Annotated in this window: 15 protein-coding genes; 10 read left to right on the forward strand and 5 right to left on the reverse strand. The window is 70.6% G+C overall.

Annotation, left to right across the window (positions count from 1 at the left end; genetic code table 11):
* The first annotated feature begins 20 nt into the window (after positions 1 to 20).
* Positions 21 to 1,250, forward strand: a complete 1,230-nt coding sequence (locus CFE50_RS00105; RefSeq protein ID WP_502694666.1) for a thiolase family protein — start codon at positions 21 to 23, stop codon at positions 1,248 to 1,250.
* 117 nt (positions 1,251 to 1,367) lie between these two features.
* Here the strand turns inward: CFE50_RS00105 and CFE50_RS00110 are convergent, their stop codons facing one another.
* The 5 genes from CFE50_RS00110 to CFE50_RS00130 all read right to left on the reverse strand — a co-directional run bounded on the left by CFE50_RS00110 (position 1,368) and on the right by CFE50_RS00130 (position 5,236).
* The gene (locus tag CFE50_RS00110; protein WP_241807514.1) at positions 1,368 to 2,762 is read right to left on the reverse strand and encodes a sensor histidine kinase; all 1,395 of its coding nucleotides are present in this window, start codon (positions 2,760 to 2,762) and stop codon (positions 1,368 to 1,370) included.
* The gene (locus CFE50_RS00115) at positions 2,759 to 3,436 is read right to left on the reverse strand and encodes a response regulator transcription factor (RefSeq protein ID WP_241807515.1); all 678 of its coding nucleotides are present in this window, start codon (positions 3,434 to 3,436) and stop codon (positions 2,759 to 2,761) included. The genes CFE50_RS00110 and CFE50_RS00115 overlap by 4 nt, the downstream gene beginning before the upstream one ends.
* Positions 3,437 to 3,494: 58 nt before the next feature.
* Positions 3,495 to 4,046, reverse strand: a complete 552-nt coding sequence (locus tag CFE50_RS00120; RefSeq protein ID WP_286729368.1) for a chorismate mutase — start codon at positions 4,044 to 4,046, stop codon at positions 3,495 to 3,497.
* A gap of 627 nt (positions 4,047 to 4,673) precedes the next feature.
* Positions 4,674 to 4,964, reverse strand: a complete 291-nt coding sequence (gene zapA / locus CFE50_RS00125) for a cell division protein ZapA (RefSeq protein WP_286729371.1) — start codon at positions 4,962 to 4,964, stop codon at positions 4,674 to 4,676.
* Positions 4,961 to 5,236 carry a hypothetical protein gene (locus CFE50_RS00130; protein ID WP_007161495.1) on the reverse strand — a complete coding sequence of 92 codons (276 nt, stop codon included), beginning with the start codon at positions 5,234 to 5,236 and terminating at the stop codon, positions 4,961 to 4,963. Before CFE50_RS00130 ends, zapA begins: the two co-directional genes overlap by 4 nt.
* Before the next feature lie 299 nt (positions 5,237 to 5,535).
* Here CFE50_RS00130 and arnB point away from each other — a divergent pair, with 299 nt between their 5' ends.
* The 9 genes from arnB to CFE50_RS00175 are packed head-to-tail and all read left to right on the forward strand — an operon-like array spanning position 5,536 to position 16,009.
* Positions 5,536 to 6,684, forward strand: coding sequence for a UDP-4-amino-4-deoxy-L-arabinose aminotransferase (gene arnB / locus CFE50_RS00135; protein ID WP_286730835.1), 1,149 nt, complete (start codon positions 5,536 to 5,538; stop codon positions 6,682 to 6,684).
* Positions 6,681 to 7,670 carry an undecaprenyl-phosphate 4-deoxy-4-formamido-L-arabinose transferase gene (arnC, locus tag CFE50_RS00140; RefSeq protein WP_241807518.1) on the forward strand — a complete coding sequence of 330 codons (990 nt, stop codon included), beginning with the start codon at positions 6,681 to 6,683 and terminating at the stop codon, positions 7,668 to 7,670. The genes arnB and arnC overlap by 4 nt, the downstream gene beginning before the upstream one ends.
* 14 nt (positions 7,671 to 7,684) lie before the next feature.
* Positions 7,685 to 9,664 (forward strand): bifunctional UDP-4-amino-4-deoxy-L-arabinose formyltransferase/UDP-glucuronic acid oxidase ArnA, encoded by a 1,980-nt coding sequence (gene arnA / locus CFE50_RS00145; RefSeq protein ID WP_502694655.1) that lies wholly within the window; start codon positions 7,685 to 7,687, stop codon positions 9,662 to 9,664.
* A gap of 11 nt (positions 9,665 to 9,675) precedes the next feature.
* On the forward strand, positions 9,676 to 10,557 hold the full coding sequence (arnD, locus tag CFE50_RS00150) for a 4-deoxy-4-formamido-L-arabinose-phosphoundecaprenol deformylase (RefSeq protein ID WP_286730839.1): 882 nt from the start codon (positions 9,676 to 9,678) through the stop codon (positions 10,555 to 10,557).
* The gene (gene arnT / locus CFE50_RS00155; protein WP_286729382.1) at positions 10,554 to 12,197 is read left to right on the forward strand and encodes a lipid IV(A) 4-amino-4-deoxy-L-arabinosyltransferase; all 1,644 of its coding nucleotides are present in this window, start codon (positions 10,554 to 10,556) and stop codon (positions 12,195 to 12,197) included. Before arnD ends, arnT begins: the two co-directional genes overlap by 4 nt.
* Positions 12,194 to 12,535 carry an EamA family transporter gene (locus tag CFE50_RS00160; protein WP_286729384.1) on the forward strand — a complete coding sequence of 114 codons (342 nt, stop codon included), beginning with the start codon at positions 12,194 to 12,196 and terminating at the stop codon, positions 12,533 to 12,535. Before arnT ends, CFE50_RS00160 begins: the two co-directional genes overlap by 4 nt.
* Positions 12,532 to 12,933, forward strand: coding sequence for a DMT family transporter (locus CFE50_RS00165; protein WP_241807521.1), 402 nt, complete (start codon positions 12,532 to 12,534; stop codon positions 12,931 to 12,933). The genes CFE50_RS00160 and CFE50_RS00165 overlap by 4 nt, the downstream gene beginning before the upstream one ends.
* A complete protein-coding gene (locus CFE50_RS00170; RefSeq protein ID WP_286729388.1) occupies positions 12,930 to 14,327 on the forward strand; it encodes a UDP-glucose dehydrogenase family protein in 1,398 nt (465 codons plus the stop codon). The genes CFE50_RS00165 and CFE50_RS00170 overlap by 4 nt, the downstream gene beginning before the upstream one ends.
* On the forward strand, positions 14,327 to 16,009 hold the full coding sequence (locus CFE50_RS00175; protein ID WP_286729391.1) for a glycosyltransferase family 39 protein: 1,683 nt from the start codon (positions 14,327 to 14,329) through the stop codon (positions 16,007 to 16,009). Before CFE50_RS00170 ends, CFE50_RS00175 begins: the two co-directional genes overlap by 1 nt.
* Positions 16,010 to 16,022: the final 13 nt, after the last annotated feature.

Below are 16,022 nucleotides of genomic sequence, written 5' to 3' on the forward strand. Positions count from 1 at the left end.
AGTACCCGATGCCCACCGGAATGAGTGCGCTCTACGACGATGTCCTGCTGCTGGATGGCGTGCGCACGCCCTGGACCGATCTGAATGGCGCCCTTGGGCAGGTATCGCCCACCGACCTGGGCATCGCCGTGGCGCGGGCGCTGCTGGCGCGCGGGCATGAGGCCAGTGCGGTGGATTCCGTGCTGGCCGGTTCGGTGGCCCAGGCCAGCTTCGATGCCTATCTGCTGCCACGCCATATCGGCCTCTATGCCGGGGTGCCCGAGGCGGTGCCGGCGCTGCAGGTGCAACGGGTCTGCGGCACCGGCCTTGAGCTGCTGCGCCAGGCTGGCGATCAGTTGCAGAGCGGCCAGGCCAGCCGGGTGCTGTGCGTGGCGGCCGAGTCCATGACCCGCAATCCCATCGCCGCCTATACCCACCGCAGCGGCTTTCGCCTCGGCGCACCGGTGGAATTCCACGACTTTCTCTGGGAGGCGCTCAAGGACCCGGCGGCCGGCCTGGACATGATCGCCACCGCCGAGCGTCTGGCGCAGCGCCATGGCCTCGCCCGCGAGGCGGTGGATGCCTGGGCGCTGCGGAGTTTCGAGCGGGCCCTGGCGGCCCAGCGCCAGGGCTGGTTTCGCGAGGAGATCGTGCCGGTGGCGGCGGCGCGTTTCGAGCGCGCGGGCCTGGCGCCGCGGGAATTGCGCCTGCCGCGGGGCTGCGCGGTGGTCGAGCATGACAGCCATCCGCGGGAGACCTCGCGGGAGGCGCTGGCACGGCTGGCGCCGGTGCATCCGGGCGGGGTGCAGACCGCCGGCAACAGCTGCGCGGTGGCCGACGGCGCCGCCGCCGTGCTGCTGGCACGGGGCGCGGATGCCGCACCGGAGCGGGCACTGGCCTGGGTGCGCGGCAGTTGCGTGGTGGGGGTGTCGCCGGACGTCATGGGCAGCGGCCCGGTGCCGGCCATCCAGGGCCTGCTCGACCGCACCGGCCTCAGGCTGGAGGCCATCGACCGCCTGGAGATCAACGAAGCCCAGGGCGCCCAGCTGCTGGCGGTGCAGCAGGCCCTGGAATTGGATCCAACGCGACTCAATGTGCACGGCGGGGCCATCGCCCTGGGGCATCCATTGGCTGCCACCGGCCTGCGCCTGGCCATCACCCTGGCCCGCCAGCTGCGCGCCGAGGGGCTCAGATACGGGGTGGCGGCGGTGTGCATCGGCGGTGGGCAGGGGATGGCGGTGCTGCTGGAGAATCCGGGGTGGCGGGGATAGGGCAGAGCACCGGGATTTAGTTCCGTGCCGCACGGCTCCCTCTCCCTCGGGGAGAGGGTTGGGGTGAGGGGTAGGACAGGGCTCTGGCGTGTTGGGCTTCGCTGCGCTCAGCCCAACCTACGGTGCCTCCGCCGGCGGCATGACCAGGGGTGGGAAGTGGATAGCCACGCGCAGGCCGTGGCCGCCGGTGGCGGTGGCCAGTTCGATGCCGGCGTCGTGGGCGGTGGCGATGTCGCGGACGATGGCCAGGCCCAAGCCGGTGCCGTGGATGCCGCTGTCGAGGCGATAGAAGCGCTCGAAGATCCGCTCGCGCTCCGCCTCGGGGATGCCCGGACCGTCGTCTTCCACCTCCAGCACCGTCGCCCCGGCCTGGCCGCGCAGGCGGACCGTGACCTGACCGCCGCGCGGGGTGTATCTGAGGGCATTGTCGACCAGGTTGTCGAGCAGGTCGCGCAGCTGGAAGGCGTTGCCCTGCACGGTCTGCGGCTCCAGTTCGTAGCCCAGGTCGATGCCGTGGCCATCGGCCTGGGCCAGCTGGCTGGGCATGGCTTCGCCGATCAGTTCGTCCAGCCGCAGGGGCTCGCGCGGCGGACTCTCCAGCCGTGCGGTGGCGGCGCGGGCCAGGGTCAGCAACTGGTTGGTCTGGCGGGTCATGCGCTCGGTGGCGGCCTGGAGTTGCGCCAGGGCCGCGGCGCTTTCGGCATCGCCGGCATGGCGCTGGCGCAACCACTGGGTCAGGGTGCTGATGCCGGCCAGCGGGGTGCGCAACTGGTGGGCCATGTCGTCGAGAAAGGCGCGCTGGTTGCGCGCGCCCTCGCGGATGCGCAGCAGCAGGCCGTTGAGCGCGGTGACGAAGGTGCCCAGTTCGCGGGGCGCACCTTCTTCGCGCAGCGGCGCCAGGTCATCGTAGTGGCGACTGTCGAGCTGGCGCTCCAGCCGTTCCAGGGGCTTGAGGCCGCGGCGCACCGCCCAGAGCAGCTGGGCGGCGATCAGCAGGGCGACCAGGATCTGCACCGCCACCAGGGTCAGCACCATGCGCTGCAGGGCGGCGGTGTGGCGACTCAGGGTCTGGGCCACGCTGGCCACCACCGGTTGCCCGGCCACCTCGCCGAGGCGGCCGACCATAAACACCGAGCGGTCGTTGATGCGGGTGCGCAGCGCGGTGGTATGGCCGTCGCGCATCTCGTCGGTGATCTCCTGGACCGGCATGGCGCCATCGCCGAACAGCAACTGGCCGTCGAGGCTGCGCACCGCCAGCCAGACGTGGTCGTGGCTGTTGTGGCGCAGCAGGTAGTCGGCTTCGGTCGGCAGCCACAGGCGGCCATTGCCGTCCACCTCCAGCTGTTCGAGCAACAGGATCGCCGCGTCGGTGAGATCGCCGTCCAGGGCGCTGAACGCCGGTTTGCGGGCGAACTGGTAGCTGACCACGGCGCCGCCGAGATTGACCAGCAGCACCGGCAGCACCAGCCATTTCAGCAGCCGCCGGCGCAGGCTGGGCGCGGTGGCGGTCATGGCGCGGCTTCTTCCAGGCGATAGCCGAAGCCGCGCACGGTGCGGATGCCGACCCCGGAGTCGGCCAGCTTCAGCCGTAGCCGCGAGACATAGACCTCCACGGCGTTGTGGGTCAGGTCTTCGCTGCCCCAGGGCGCCAGGGCGTCGATGATCTGCTGCTTGGAGACCACCTTGCCGGCCTGGCGCAAGAGGTGTTCGAGCACCGCCCACTCGCGCGCCGAGAGATCCAGCGCGGTGTCGCCGAGGCGCGCCTGGTGGGCGGCGGTGTCCAGGCGCAGGACACCGAGGGTCAGGTCGGCGCTGTTCTGGCCACCGGCGCGACGCACCAGCGCCTTGATCCGCGCCACCAGCTCGGGCACGGCGAAGGGCTTGACCAGGTAGTCGTCGGCGCCCACCTCGAAGCCGTGCACCCGGTCGTCGATGGCGTCGCGGGCGGTGAGCAGCAGCACCGGCTGGTCGCTGCCGCGCTGGCGCAGGCGGCGGACTACCTCGAAGCCGTCCAGGCCACCGGGCAGGCCGATGTCCAGCACCACCACGGCGAAGCGGGTGGTGCGCAGCCAGGCATCGGCCTCGGCGCCGTTACGCAGGAGGTCGACCTGCATGCCATGGCCTTCCAGGACGCGACGGATGCCGTCGGCCAGGGTGGCGTCATCTTCGACCAGCAGGATGTGCATGGGGGATCCTCGGATTCAACGCGATTCGGTCGCCGTACCGCCGATTATGCACAGGCGCTCAGCGGGGCAGGGCGCAGAAATCGCCCAGCGCCCGCACCAGCGCCAGGCGGTGGAGGTCATCGGGGCGCGCGGCGGCGAGGTGGGCGGCGAGGGCGCGGTCCAGCTCTGCCGGGCAGTCCGCGGCGGCGCGCAATTCGCTAGTGGCGGCGAGACCAGCGAGCAGCCTGGCCTGGAGGTCGTTCAGCTGGGTCCTGAGCGCCGTCAGGTCCGTCGTCTTGGCGGGCAGCGGCCGTTCGTGGCGCCGCCAGGCCTGCAGCAGGCCGTATTGCACCAGCTTGTTGGCTTCCATCTGGGCGGCGAAAAAGCTCTGGGCGGTGGCCGGGGAGACGGCGGCTGCGGGCGCGGCCTGGGCGACGTCCTCCAGCACCTGGCGCTCGCGGGCCTCGTCCAGCACCGGCTTGCCGCTGTCGTGCTTGCTGCGGGCGACCCCATCGGCCAGCGTCAGGCGCTGGGCCATGGCGTCCAGCAGGGCCGGCAGCGGCGCCGGCGCGGCCTGGGCGCCGAGGGCGATGCTCAAGAGCGGAAGGGCGAGCCAGCGAATACCCGACATGACGAACCTCCAGGGCAGGGGAAAGGGCACCGAAGCTCGCACGGGGCCGCGGGGCGGTCAAGATGGCCGGGGCAGGGCGGTTGTGCGGGGGTGAGGTGGTTGGAGCGGCCCTCACCCCAGCCCTCTCCCGGAGGGTGAGGGGGCGGAGCGGCGCGGGGGGGTGGGCTGGCGTAGGGTGGAAAACCGCGGAGCGTTTTGCACGCGGGTACCGTGCCGTCGTGGATGAGGCTGCGCCGTCATCCACCCTACGGAGTCCTGCGCAGGTCGGTAGCTCCGTGCGGAGCCGCACCCTCACCCCAGCCCTCTCCCGGAGGGAGAGGGGGCGGAGCGTCGCGGGGGTTGGGCTGGCGTAGGGTGGAAAACCGCAAAGCGTTTTCCACGCGGGTACCGTGCTTCCGTGGATGAGGCTGCGCCGTCATCCACCCTACGGAGTCCTGCGCAGGTCGGTAGCTCCGTGCGGATCCGCACCCTCACCCCAGCCCTCTCCCGGAGGGCGAGGGGGGCGGAGCGGCGCGGGGGGGTGGGCTGGCGTAGGGTGGAAAACCGCAAAGCGTTTTCCACGCGGGTGCCGTGACTGCGTAGGTCGATGGCTTCGCGCGGCGCGTCTTACTCATCCCAACCCGCTTCCTACGCCTCCTGCGCCGCCCGGATCTCGGCGGTCAGGGCCTGGAGGCGGGTGTCGAGGGCATTGAGGGCGCCGGCGTCGGCGGCGGTGTCCAGGCTCAGGCGCAGGGCGGCCAGCACCAGCAGCTCGGTGGCGTCACCGCGGCGGCGGTCGCCCTGGATAGCGACCAGTTCGTCGCGCAGGCGGGCGGCGGCCTGTTGCAGGGCCGCGCGGTCGCCTTCGGCCACCTTGAAGCGGTAGCGGCGACCGAGCACCTCCACCTCGTCGTCGGCGCCCGTCTTGGCGGTCTTCACTCGACGCTGGCCGCGTGGCGCTGCTCGGCGTCGGCGGCCACGGCCTGCTCGACGGACTGCGCCGAGAGCAGGGCCAGCAGGCCTTCCACGCGCTGGCGGGTGCTGGCGCCGTGCTCTTCCTGCTCCAGCAGACTCAGTTGCAGGGTGTCGTTTTCCTCGCGCGCGGCCAGCAGAGCCTGCTCCAGTTCCTGGGTGCGGGCGGTCAGGCGCTGGTTGCGCTGCAGCAGGTCGCGGATGGCGGTTTCCAGTTCGCTCAGGGTGTTGTCCAGCATGGGCGCGGTCGTCTCTCGTGTCAGGTTCGGGACTGCCAGGGGGCAGGGGGCAGCATTCTAGGCCTCTCACCGATCACCGGCACCCCATTCGTCGTGGGCTAAGCCCTTGTTTTGCCAAGAGGTTCACGGGGGTGACCAGCGAGCTGACCGGCTGTCAGGCAGTTGTCAGCTTGCGCTAAGGGGGCCGTAAGGCAAGACGCCTTAGCCTGGGCTCATCGCGTCGGCTGTCCTGTTCCGGCGCCCCTCGCTTCGGATGAGCCGCCATGACCGATCTGTCCCAGAGCACCGCCCCGCGCCAGCTGGACGAGCCCTTCCTGCCGTTCTCCCGGCCCAGCATCGGCGCCGAGGAAGTGGCCGCGGTGAGCCAGGTGCTGACCTCGGGCTGGATCACCACCGGGCCCCAGGCCAACCTGCTGGAAGAGCGCTTCGCCGATTCGGTGGGCGCCGCCCACGCCGTGGCCCTGTGCTCGGCCACCGCCGCCATGCACGTGACCCTGCTGGCGCTGGACATCGGCCCGGGCGACGAGGTGATCACCCCCTCGCTGACCTGGGTCTCCACCGCCAACATGATCACCCTGATCGGCGCCACCCCGGTATTCGTCGACGTCGACCGCGACACCCTGATGGTCTCCGCCGAGCAGGTGGCCGCCGCCATCACCCCGCGCACCAAGGCCATCGTGCCGGTGCACTACGCCGGCGCCAGCTGCGACCTGACCCCGCTGCGCGCCCTGGCCCGCGAGCATGGCGTGGCGCTGATCGAAGACGCCGCCCACGCCGCCGGCACCCGCTACCAGGGCGAGCCCATCGGCCAGCGTGGCACCGCCATCTTCAGCTTTCACGCCATCAAGAATCTGACCTGCGCCGAAGGCGGCATGCTGGTGACCGACGACGCCACCCTGGCCGAGCGGGTGCGCCGGCTGAAATTCCACGGCCTGGCGGTGGATGCCTTCGACCGCCACGCCCTGGGCCGCAAGCCCCAGGCCCAGGTGCAGGAGCCCGGCTTCAAGTACAACCTCTCGGACATCCACGCCGCCCTGGCCCTGGTGCAGCTGGATCGCCTGGGCGACATCAACAGCCGCCGCCGGCTGCTGGCCCAGGCCTACACCCAGCGCCTGGCGCAGCTGCCGGTCGCGCCCCTGGCACTGCCCGACTACGCCCAGACCCACGCCTGGCACCTCTACATCCTGCGCATCTGCCCCGAGCGTTGCGGGATGGAGCGCGAAGCCTTCATGGCCGGCCTCAAGGCGCGCGGCATCGGCACCGGCATCCATTTCACCGCCACCCACCTGCATCCCTGGTACCGCGAGCGCTGGCCCGAGCTGGCGCTGCCCAACAGCGAATGGAATTCGGCACGGCTGTGCTCTATCCCGCTGTTTCCCGACATGACCCTCGCCGACGTCGACCGCGTGGTCGGCGCCATCGAAGACCTGCTGGAGAAAGGCGCATGAAGCCCTATGCCATCGACCGGGTATCCGTGGTGATCCCCGTCTACAACGAAGAAGCCAGCCTGCCGGAACTCCTGCGCCGCACCCGCGCCGCCTGCCGCCTGCTGGATTGCCAGGTGGAGATCATCCTGGTCGACGACGGCAGTCGCGACCGCAGCGCCGAACTCCTGCAGCAGGCCGCCAGCGAGCCGGACAGCCCGGTGGTGGCGGTGCTGCTCAATCGCAACTACGGCCAGCACTCGGCGATCCTCGCCGGCTTCGAGCAGGCCCGGGGCGATCTGATCATTACCCTGGACGCCGACCTGCAGAATCCGCCGGAAGAGATCCCGCGCCTGGTGCACACCGCCGCCCAGGGCTACGACGTGGTCGGCACCGTGCGCCAGCAGCGCCAGGATTCCTACCTGCGCACCCTGCCGTCGCGGCTGATCAACCGCGCCGTGCAGCGCTCCACCGGCGTCGCCATGCGCGACTACGGCTGCATGCTGCGCGCCTATCGCCGCCAGGTGGTGCAGTCGATGCTGGCCTGCCACGAGCGCAGCACCTTCATCCCGATCCTGGCCAACAGCTTCGCCCGCCACACCACCGAGATCGAGGTGGCCCACGCCGAGCGCGAGCACGGGGATTCCAAGTACGGCTTCCTCAAGCTGATCAACCTGATGTTCGACCTGCTGACCTGCATGACCACCACCCCGCTGCGCATGCTCAGCCTGTTCGGCGGTGGCCTGGCCGTCTTCGGCTTCCTCTTCGCCGCGCTGCTGCTGGTACTGCGCGTCACCCACGGCGCCGAGTGGGCGGCCGATGGCGTGTTCTCGCTGTTCGCCGTGCTGTTCATCTTCACCGGCGCCCAGTTCGTCGGCCTCGGTCTGCTCGGCGAGTACCTCGGTCGGGTGTACCACGACGTCCGTGCCCGGCCCCGGTTCCACGTGGAACAAGTGATCCGCGCCGCCACCCTTTCTCCTTCGCCGGCGCCGCTGCGCCAGGTCCAGTAACAGGAACGCCCCTGATGAAAACCGCCATCGTCTTCGCCTACCACGACATCGGCTGCGCCGGCCTCGCCGCGCTGATCCAGGCCGGCTATCCCATCGCCGCCGTCTTCACCCACCCGGATGACCCGAGCGAGAACCGCTTCTTCGGTTCGGTGGCCCAGCTCTGCGCCCGCCATGGCATCTCGGTGCACGCCCCGGAAGACGTCAACCACCCGATCTGGGTCGAGCGCATCCGCGCCCTGGAGCCGGATTTCATCTTCTCCTTCTATTACCGCAACCTGCTGTCGGGCGACGTCCTGGCCTGCGCCAAGCGCGGTGCCTACAACCTGCACGGTTCGCTGCTGCCGCGCTATCGCGGTCGTGCCCCGGCCAACTGGGTGCTGGTCAACGGCGAGACCGAGACCGGCGTGACCCTGCACCGCATGGTCCAGCGCGCCGACGCCGGCGCCATCGTCGCCCAGCAGCGCGTCGCCATCGCCGCCGACGACACCGCCCTGACCCTGCACGCCAAGCTGCGCGAAGCCAGCCAGACGCTCCTGCGCGACAGCCTGCCGGCCCTGGCCGAAGGCCGGCTGACCGAGCGCGAGCAGGACGAAAGCCAGGCTACCACCTTTGGCCGCCGCAGCGCCGCCGATGGCGAGCTGGAGTGGAGCCGTCCGGCCGTGGAACTGGGCAACCTGGTGCGCGCCGTGACCCAACCCTATCCGGGCGCCTTCGGCTGGATCGGTGATCGCAAGCTGATCGTCTGGAGCGCCCTGGCGCGTCAGGAAGCCCATGACCAGACCCCCGGCAGCGTGCTGAGCCTGGAGCCCCTGCGCATCGCCTGTGGCGAGGGTGTCCTGGAGATCCAGGCCGGCCAGCTGGGCGACAACGGCCTCTATCTGTCCGGTCCGCAACTGGCCCGCGAAGCCGGCCTGGTGGCCGGTGCCCGCCTGCATCGCCAGGATCGCCGCGCCAAGCGCCGCACCCGGGTGCTGATCCTGGGCGTCAACGGCTTCATCGGCAACCACCTCTCCGAGCGCCTGCTGGCCGACGGCGAGTACGAGGTCTATGGCCTGGACATCGGCTCCGATGCCATCGAGCGGCTCAAGGCCAATCCGAATTTCCACTATGTGGAAGGCGACATCTCCATCCACACCGAGTGGCTGGAATACCACATCAAGAAGTGCGACGTGGTGCTGCCGCTGGTGGCCATCGCCACCCCCATCGAATACACCCGCAATCCGCTGCGCGTGTTCGAACTGGACTTCGAGGAAAACCTCAAGATCGTCCGCCACTGCGTGAAGTACGGCAAGCGCGTGATCTTCCCGTCCACCTCCGAGGTGTACGGCATGTGCCAGGACGAGCGCTTCGACGAAGATCGCTCCAACCTGGTGGTCGGCCCGATCAACAAGCAGCGCTGGATCTACTCGGTCTCCAAGCAGCTGCTCGACCGGGTCATCTGGGCCTATGGCGCCAAGGGTCTGAAATTCACCCTGTTCCGTCCGTTCAACTGGATGGGCCCGCGCCTGGATCGCCTGGACTCGGCGCGCATCGGCAGCTCCCGCGCCATCACCCAGCTGATCCTCAACCTGGTGGAAGGCACCCCGATCAAGCTGGTCGACGGTGGCGCCCAGAAGCGCTGCTTCACCGACGTCGACGACGGCATCGAGGCGCTGTTCCGCATCATCGAGAACAGGGGCGGTCGCTGCGACGGCCAGATCGTCAACATCGGCAACCCCGACAACGAAGCGAGCATCCGCGAACTGGCCGAAGAGCTGCTGGCCCAGTTCGAGGCCCATCCGCTGCGTCATGAATTCCCGCCCTTCGCCGGCTTCCGCGAGGTGGAGAGCAAGAGCTTCTACGGTGACGGCTACCAGGACGTGGCCCACCGCAAGCCCAGCGTGGAAAACGCCCGCCGCCTGATCGACTGGCAGCCGACCACCGCCATGGCCGCCACCGTCGGCAAGACGCTGGACTTCTTCCTGCGCGAAGCCCTGGCGCAGCGGGAGGCCTGATGAACACCCTGATCCCGGCCAGCCTGCGCATCGACGTGGACACCTATCGCGGCACCCGCGAAGGGGTACCGCGGCTGCTCGACCTGCTGGACGAAGCCGGGGTCAAGGCCACCTTCTTCTTCAGCGTCGGGCCGGACAACATGGGGCGCCACCTCTGGCGCCTGGTGAAGCCCACCTTCCTGTGGAAGATGCTGAGGTCCAAGGCTGCCAGCCTCTATGGCTGGGACATCCTCCTGGCCGGCACCGCCTGGCCGGGTCGGCCCATCGGTCGCGACCTCGGTCACCTGATGCGCGAGACCCGCGCCCGCGGCCACGAGGTCGGCTTGCACGCTTGGGATCACCACGCCTGGCAGGCCCATACCGGCAGCTGGAGCCTGGAGCGTCTAGGTCAGGAATTCGGCCGTGGCCTGCAGGCCCTGGAAGACATCCTCGGCGCCAGGGTCGACTGCTCCGCCGCTGCCGGCTGGCGCGCCGATCCGCGCGTGGTACTGGCCAAGGAGGCCTTCGGTCTCCGCTACAACAGCGATTGCCGCGGCAGTGCGCTGTTTCGCCCGCGGCTGGGCAACGGCAGCCACGGCACCCCCCAGGTGCCGGTGGACATGCCGACCTTCGACGAGGTGGTCGGCCCGGAGCTGGCCGCCGGTGACTGGAACGGCTATCTGCTCAAGCGCTTTCGTCCGGGGGCGCTCAACGTCTACACCCTGCACGCCGAGGTGGAAGGCATCGCCTTCGCCGAGGACTTCCGCGTCCTGCTCAAGGCCGCGCGGGAGGAGGGCATCCTGTTCCTGACCCTGGGCGACCGCCTGCCGGCCGATCCGCGCCAGTTGCCCGCCGGCAATCTGGTGCGTGGCAGCCTGGCCGGCCGCCAGGGCTGGCTGGGCGTGCAGGCATGAGTCGGCGTCGCCTGTGGATGCTGCTACCGCTGGCTCTGCTGGCCTATGCCCTGCCGCTGGCCTGGCGCGGCCTGTGGATTCCGGACGAGTCGCGCTATGCGCAGATCGCCCAGGAACTCTGGCGGCGTGGCGACTGGGTGGTGCCGCACTTCCTCGGTCTGCCCTATTTCGAGAAGCCCATCGGCGGCTACTGGACCCAGGCCATCGCCCAGGCCTGGCTCGGGGACTCGCTGTTCAGCGTGCGCCTGGTGCCGCTGCTGGCCAGTTTGGCCACCGCCGCCCTGGTGGTGCGCCTGACCCGGCTGATCTGGCAGGACCGCCCGCTGGCGCTGCTCGCCGGGGTGGTCTATCTCTCCTGCGTGGCCGTGGCGGGGCTGGCCACCTACGTGACCCTCGACGCCCAGTTCGCCTTCTGGATGGCCCTGGCGCTGCTCGCGCTCTGGCAGGCCCAGGCCGCCGAGACCCGTGGCGCGGCCCTGGTGCAATGGGTGCTGCTGGGGCTGGCCTGTGGCTGCGGCCTGCTGACCAAGGGCTTTCTCGCCCTGGTGCTGCCGGTGCTGGTGGCCGTGCCCTTCTTCCTCTGGCAGCGGCGCCTGGGCGAGTTGCTCTGCCGCGGTCCCCTGGCGGTGCTGGTGGCGGTCCTGGTGGTGGCCCCCTGGGCGCTGCTGGTGGCCCAGCGCGATGCCGATTTTTGGAATTTCTTCTTCTGGCACGAGCACATCCAGCGCTTCGCCGGCCAGGATGCCCAGCACGAGCGGCCGTTCTGGTTCTATGGCCCGGTGCTGCTGCTGGCCATCCTGCCCTGGGCCGGCCTCCTGCCGCGTACCCTGGGCCAGCTCTGGCAGGACCGCCGTCACCGCGGCACCGCCTTCCTCGGCATCGCCGTGGTCGGCCAGCTGCTGTTCTTCAGCCTCAGCCGCGGCAAGCTGCCGACCTACCTGCTGCCGACCCTGGCCGCCTTGGTGCCGCTGCTGGCGCGCACCCTGCAGGAGGCGGGCCGGCGCGGCGCCACCGCTGCCCTGCGGCTGAACGGCCTGTGCAATCTGCTGCTGGGCCTGGCCGGCCTTGCCGCCCTGCTGATCTATGGTGGTCGCCTCTATGAGAGCGGCGAAGGCCTGACCCGCGCCCTGGCCCTGCTGGCGCCCCTGGCGCTGCTGCTGGCCGGTCTAGCCGCGCTGGTCTGGCCGCGGCGCACCCTGCTGGCGCCGGCCCTGGCGCTCTGGGTGCTGCTGCCGCTGCTGTCCATCGCCCTGCCCAACAGCCTGGTCGACAACAAGCTGCCGAGCACCTTCATCCAGGCCCAGCTCGGCCACTTCAAGAATGCCGGCCTGCTGGTCAGCAACGACCTCGGCGTGGCCGCCAGCCTGGCCTGGGCCACCCACCGCGACGACGTGGTGCTGGTGGGCGGTCCGGGCGAACTCAAGTACGGCTTCGCCCGCGAACCGGCCAGCGGCCGGCTGATCGAAGAGCGCGACCTGGCCGCCTGGCTCGCCGCCCATCGCGACCAGGGCCCGGTGGCCATCCTCCTGCGGGTCGACGGCCCCAGCGATCGCCAGCTGCTCGACAGCCTGCCCGAGCCCGGCGAGAGCATCGCCAGCGAGCGCCTGGTGCTGCTGGTCTATCCGAGGCCGACGCCATGACCGCCCTCGACGGCCTGCTGATCGCCGCGGTGATCGGCCTCACCAGCGCCGGCCAACTGGGCCAGAAGTGCGCGGTGGCCGCCGGCAACGCCCTGGCCGCGCGACTGCGCTCGCCCTGGCTGTGGGGCGCCCTGGTCTGCCTGGGCCTGGCCCTACTGGTCTGGTGCGCGGTGCTGCAGCGGGTGCCGGTGGGCATCGCCTATCCCCTGCTGTCGCTCAACACCCTGGCGGTGACCCTGCTGGCGCGCCTGGTGTTCGGCGAGGTGGTGGACGCCCGCGCCTGGTGTGGCTGCCTGTGCATCGTCGCCGGTGCCGCACTGCTGGGCGGCCAGCTATGAACGGCCTGCTGCCCCTCGGCCTGAGCATCCTGCTCACCACCCTGGCGCAACTCGCCCTGCGCGCGGCCCTGGTGCGGCTGCCGGCCATGGCCAGCTGGGTCGGCGCGCCCGCGGCGCTGCTGAGTGCGGCCGGGCTGCTGCTGGCCCTGGGCATTCTCTGCTACGGCCTGTCGCTGCTTGCCTGGCTGGCCGCCCTGGCGCGCCTGCCGCTGGGTCGCGCCTATGCGGCGCTCGGCCTCTCCTACGTCTTCGTCCACCTCGGCGCGGCCTGGCTGCCAGGTGCCGCCGAATCCTTCACCCCCTGGAAAACCCTGGGCGTCGCGCTGGTCGTGGCCGGTGTCGCCCTCGTCGGCGGGCCTCGCGCCAGCGCCGCTCCCACCCTGAGGAATACCCTATGAACATCAGCGTTTTCGGCATCGGCTACGTGGGTCTGGTGCAGGCCGCCGTGCTGGCGGAAGTCGGCCACCAGGTGGTGTGCATGGACATCGACCGCGCCAAGATCGACAAGCTCAAGCGCGGCGAGGTGACCCTCTATGAGCCGGGTCTGGAAGAGCTGGTGCGCAGCAACCTGGCCGCCGGCCGCCTGGTGTTCACCCACGAGGCCGCCGAGGCCGTGGCCCATGGTGCCGTGCAGTTCATCGCCGTGGGCACCCCGCCGGCTGTCGACGGCTCGGCCGATCTGTCCGCCGTCTTCGCCGTGGCCGAGACCATCGCCCGCCTGCGCCGCGAGCCGCTGATCGGCCAGCCGGTGTCCCGCGATCCGCTCTTGGTGGTGAACAAGTCCACCGTGCCGGTGGGCACCGGCGACCGCGTCCGCGCGCTGATCCACGAGGTGCTCGCCGAAGAGGGCCGCACCCTGCACGTGGAGGTGGTCTCCAACCCGGAATTCCTCAAGGAAGGCGCCGCCATCGCCGACTGCAAGAAGCCCGATCGCATCGTGGTGGGCACCGACTCGCCAGTGGCCCGCGACGTGATGCGCGAACTCTATGCGCCCTTCAACCGCAACCATGACCGCATCCAGTGCATGGACTTGCGCAGCGCCGAGCTGGCCAAGTACGCCGCCAACAGCCTCCTGGCGGTCAAGATCAGCTTCATCAACCAGATCGCCGAACTGGCCGAGCACGTCGGCGCCGACATCGAGGCGGTGCGCCAGGCCATCGGCGCCGATCCGCGCATCGGCCACCACTTCATTTACCCGGGCTGCGGCTACGGCGGCTCCTGCTTCCCCAAGGACCTGCAGGCACTGATCCGCACCGGCGAGGAGAACCAGGTGGAGCTGGACCTGCTGCGCGCCGTGGAAGCCATCAACGTGCGCCAGAAGACCAAGCTGTTCGAGCGCATCAACACCTACTTCGACGGTGACCTGCGCGGCCGCACTTTCGCCCTCTGGGGGCTGGCCTTCAAACCCAACACCGACGACATGCGCGATGCCCCCAGCCGGGTGCTGATGGAAGCCCTCTGGGCGGCCGGCGCCAAGGTGCGCGCCTTCGATCCGGTGGCCATGGCCGAGGCCCAGCGCCTCTATGGCCACGACGAGCGCCTGGCGCTGATGGGCACCCCCGAGGCCGCCCTGGCCGGCGCCGATGCCCTGGTCATCTGCACCGAGTGGCAGCAGTTCAAGGCGCCGGACTTCGATCTGATCGCCCGCCAGCTCAACCAGCCGCTGATCTTCGACGGGCGCAACCTGTTCGATCCCGAGCGCATGGAGCGTCGTGGCATCGAATACTTCGCCATCGGCCGTGGCGCCGCCCTGGGCGGTCCCCAGGTCACCCGCCGCGTGGACGCCGCCTGATGGTCTCGCCCATGCCCCTGACCCCACGCAGCGCGCCCCTGGCCGCGCTGCCGGCGGCCAGTCGCCTGCGCCGCGAGAGCCTGCTGCTCGGGGTGGTCGCCACCCTGATGTTCACCCTCGGCATCTGGAACCAGGCGCCCCAGGGCTTCGACGGCCGCTGGGCGGTCTTTCTCGGCGAGATGTTTCGCCATGGCCCGTCCTTTTTCGCCACCACCTACGGCCAGCCCTATCCGGACTATCCTGGCACCGCCACCTGGCTGAGCTGGCTGGCCGCGCGGGTGATCGGCGCGCCCAATCACCTGGCCAACGTGCTGCCCACCGCCCTGGCCTCGGCCGCGGTGCTGGCGCTGACCTATCGCCTGCTGGCCGACACCCGCCGCGCCTGGGCGCTGCTCACGGTGCTGCTGGTGGCCCTGACCCCGCAGTGGCTGGAAAAGGCCCGCGCGGTCTGCCTGGACCAGTTGGTCGCCCTGGTGGTGCTGCTCTGCTTCTACCTGCTCTACAGCGCCGACCGTGACGGTCGCCCGCTGCGCCGCCTGCTGGTGCTGCCACTGTTCGCCCTGGGCTTCGCCATCCGTGGTCCGCTGGGCCTCATCGAGCCCTGCGGCGTGGTCTGCCTCTATTGGCTGGTGGTGGCCTGGGGCGAACCGGCCCGGCGCACCCTCGCCCTGCAGCGCCTGTTCGGCTACGGCCTGGCCGGTCTGGCGCTGCTCGCCCTCGGCTGGTGGACGCTGATCCAGCTCGCCCACCACGAGGGCGGCGCGGATTTCGCCGCCGAGGTCTGGCACATGCAGGTCACCGGCCGGCTGGACGAGAGCGGCAAGCCGTTCTGGTTCTATCTGCAGCTGGGGCTCTATCGCTATCTGCCGGTGCTGCCGCTAGCGCTGCTGGTGCTGGCGGCCGAGCGCCGCCGCCTGCTGGCCTGGCCGCACACCGCCCAGCGCCGCCTGCTGCTGGGGCTGGCCGGCAGCGGTCTGCTGATCCTGGTCGGGTTGTCGATCCCGCACTTCAAGCGCGCCTACTATGTGGTGCCCATGGTGCCCTTCCTGGCCGCCATCGCCGCCCATGGCCTCCTGCGCGCCGAGGGCGGGTTCCGCCGCATCGCGCCGGTCTACACCGCGCTGGTGCTGGCGCTGCCCGGGCTGGCGCTGGTGGCCATGCTGGTCTGTCGCCACCTCTGGCAGCGCCACGGCTACTGGCCGGATGTCTCCCTGGCGCTGCTGGTGCCGGCCTTCGTCCTGCTGCAGATCGCCGCCCTGGTCAGCTGGCGCCGGCTGGACGGCAACCGCCGCCTGCTGACGCTGAGCGCCCTGGCGCTGGCCGCCCAGTGGCTGATGCTGGTCACGGTGGTGGAGCCGGCCCAGGACCTGCAGTACGACACCCGCGGCTTCGTCCAGCAGGTGGAGGGTCTGCGCCAGCAGCAGCCGGGTCCCCTGGTGTTCTTCGGCCTCGGCCAGGACAGCTGGGCGATCCGCTACATGATGAACCTGGACCACGACGAGCAGCCGATCTTCATCGCCCGGCCGCAGGTCGCGGACCTGGCGCACCTGCCGTCCGGCGCCTGGGTCATCCTCGCCCGCGACGACCGCGAATTGCTGGCGGGCACCCCGCTGGCCGACCTCACCCCGGTGCTGGGTCGCCGCCTCAACGGCAATCCCTGCCTGGTGTATCGCCTGCCCTGAAGTCCCCGGAGCC

The sequence above is a fragment of the Pseudomonas sp. PGPPP4 genome, from assembly GCF_002256045.1.
GTDB classification, from domain to species: domain Bacteria; phylum Pseudomonadota; class Gammaproteobacteria; order Pseudomonadales; family Pseudomonadaceae; genus Chryseomonas; species Chryseomonas oryzihabitans.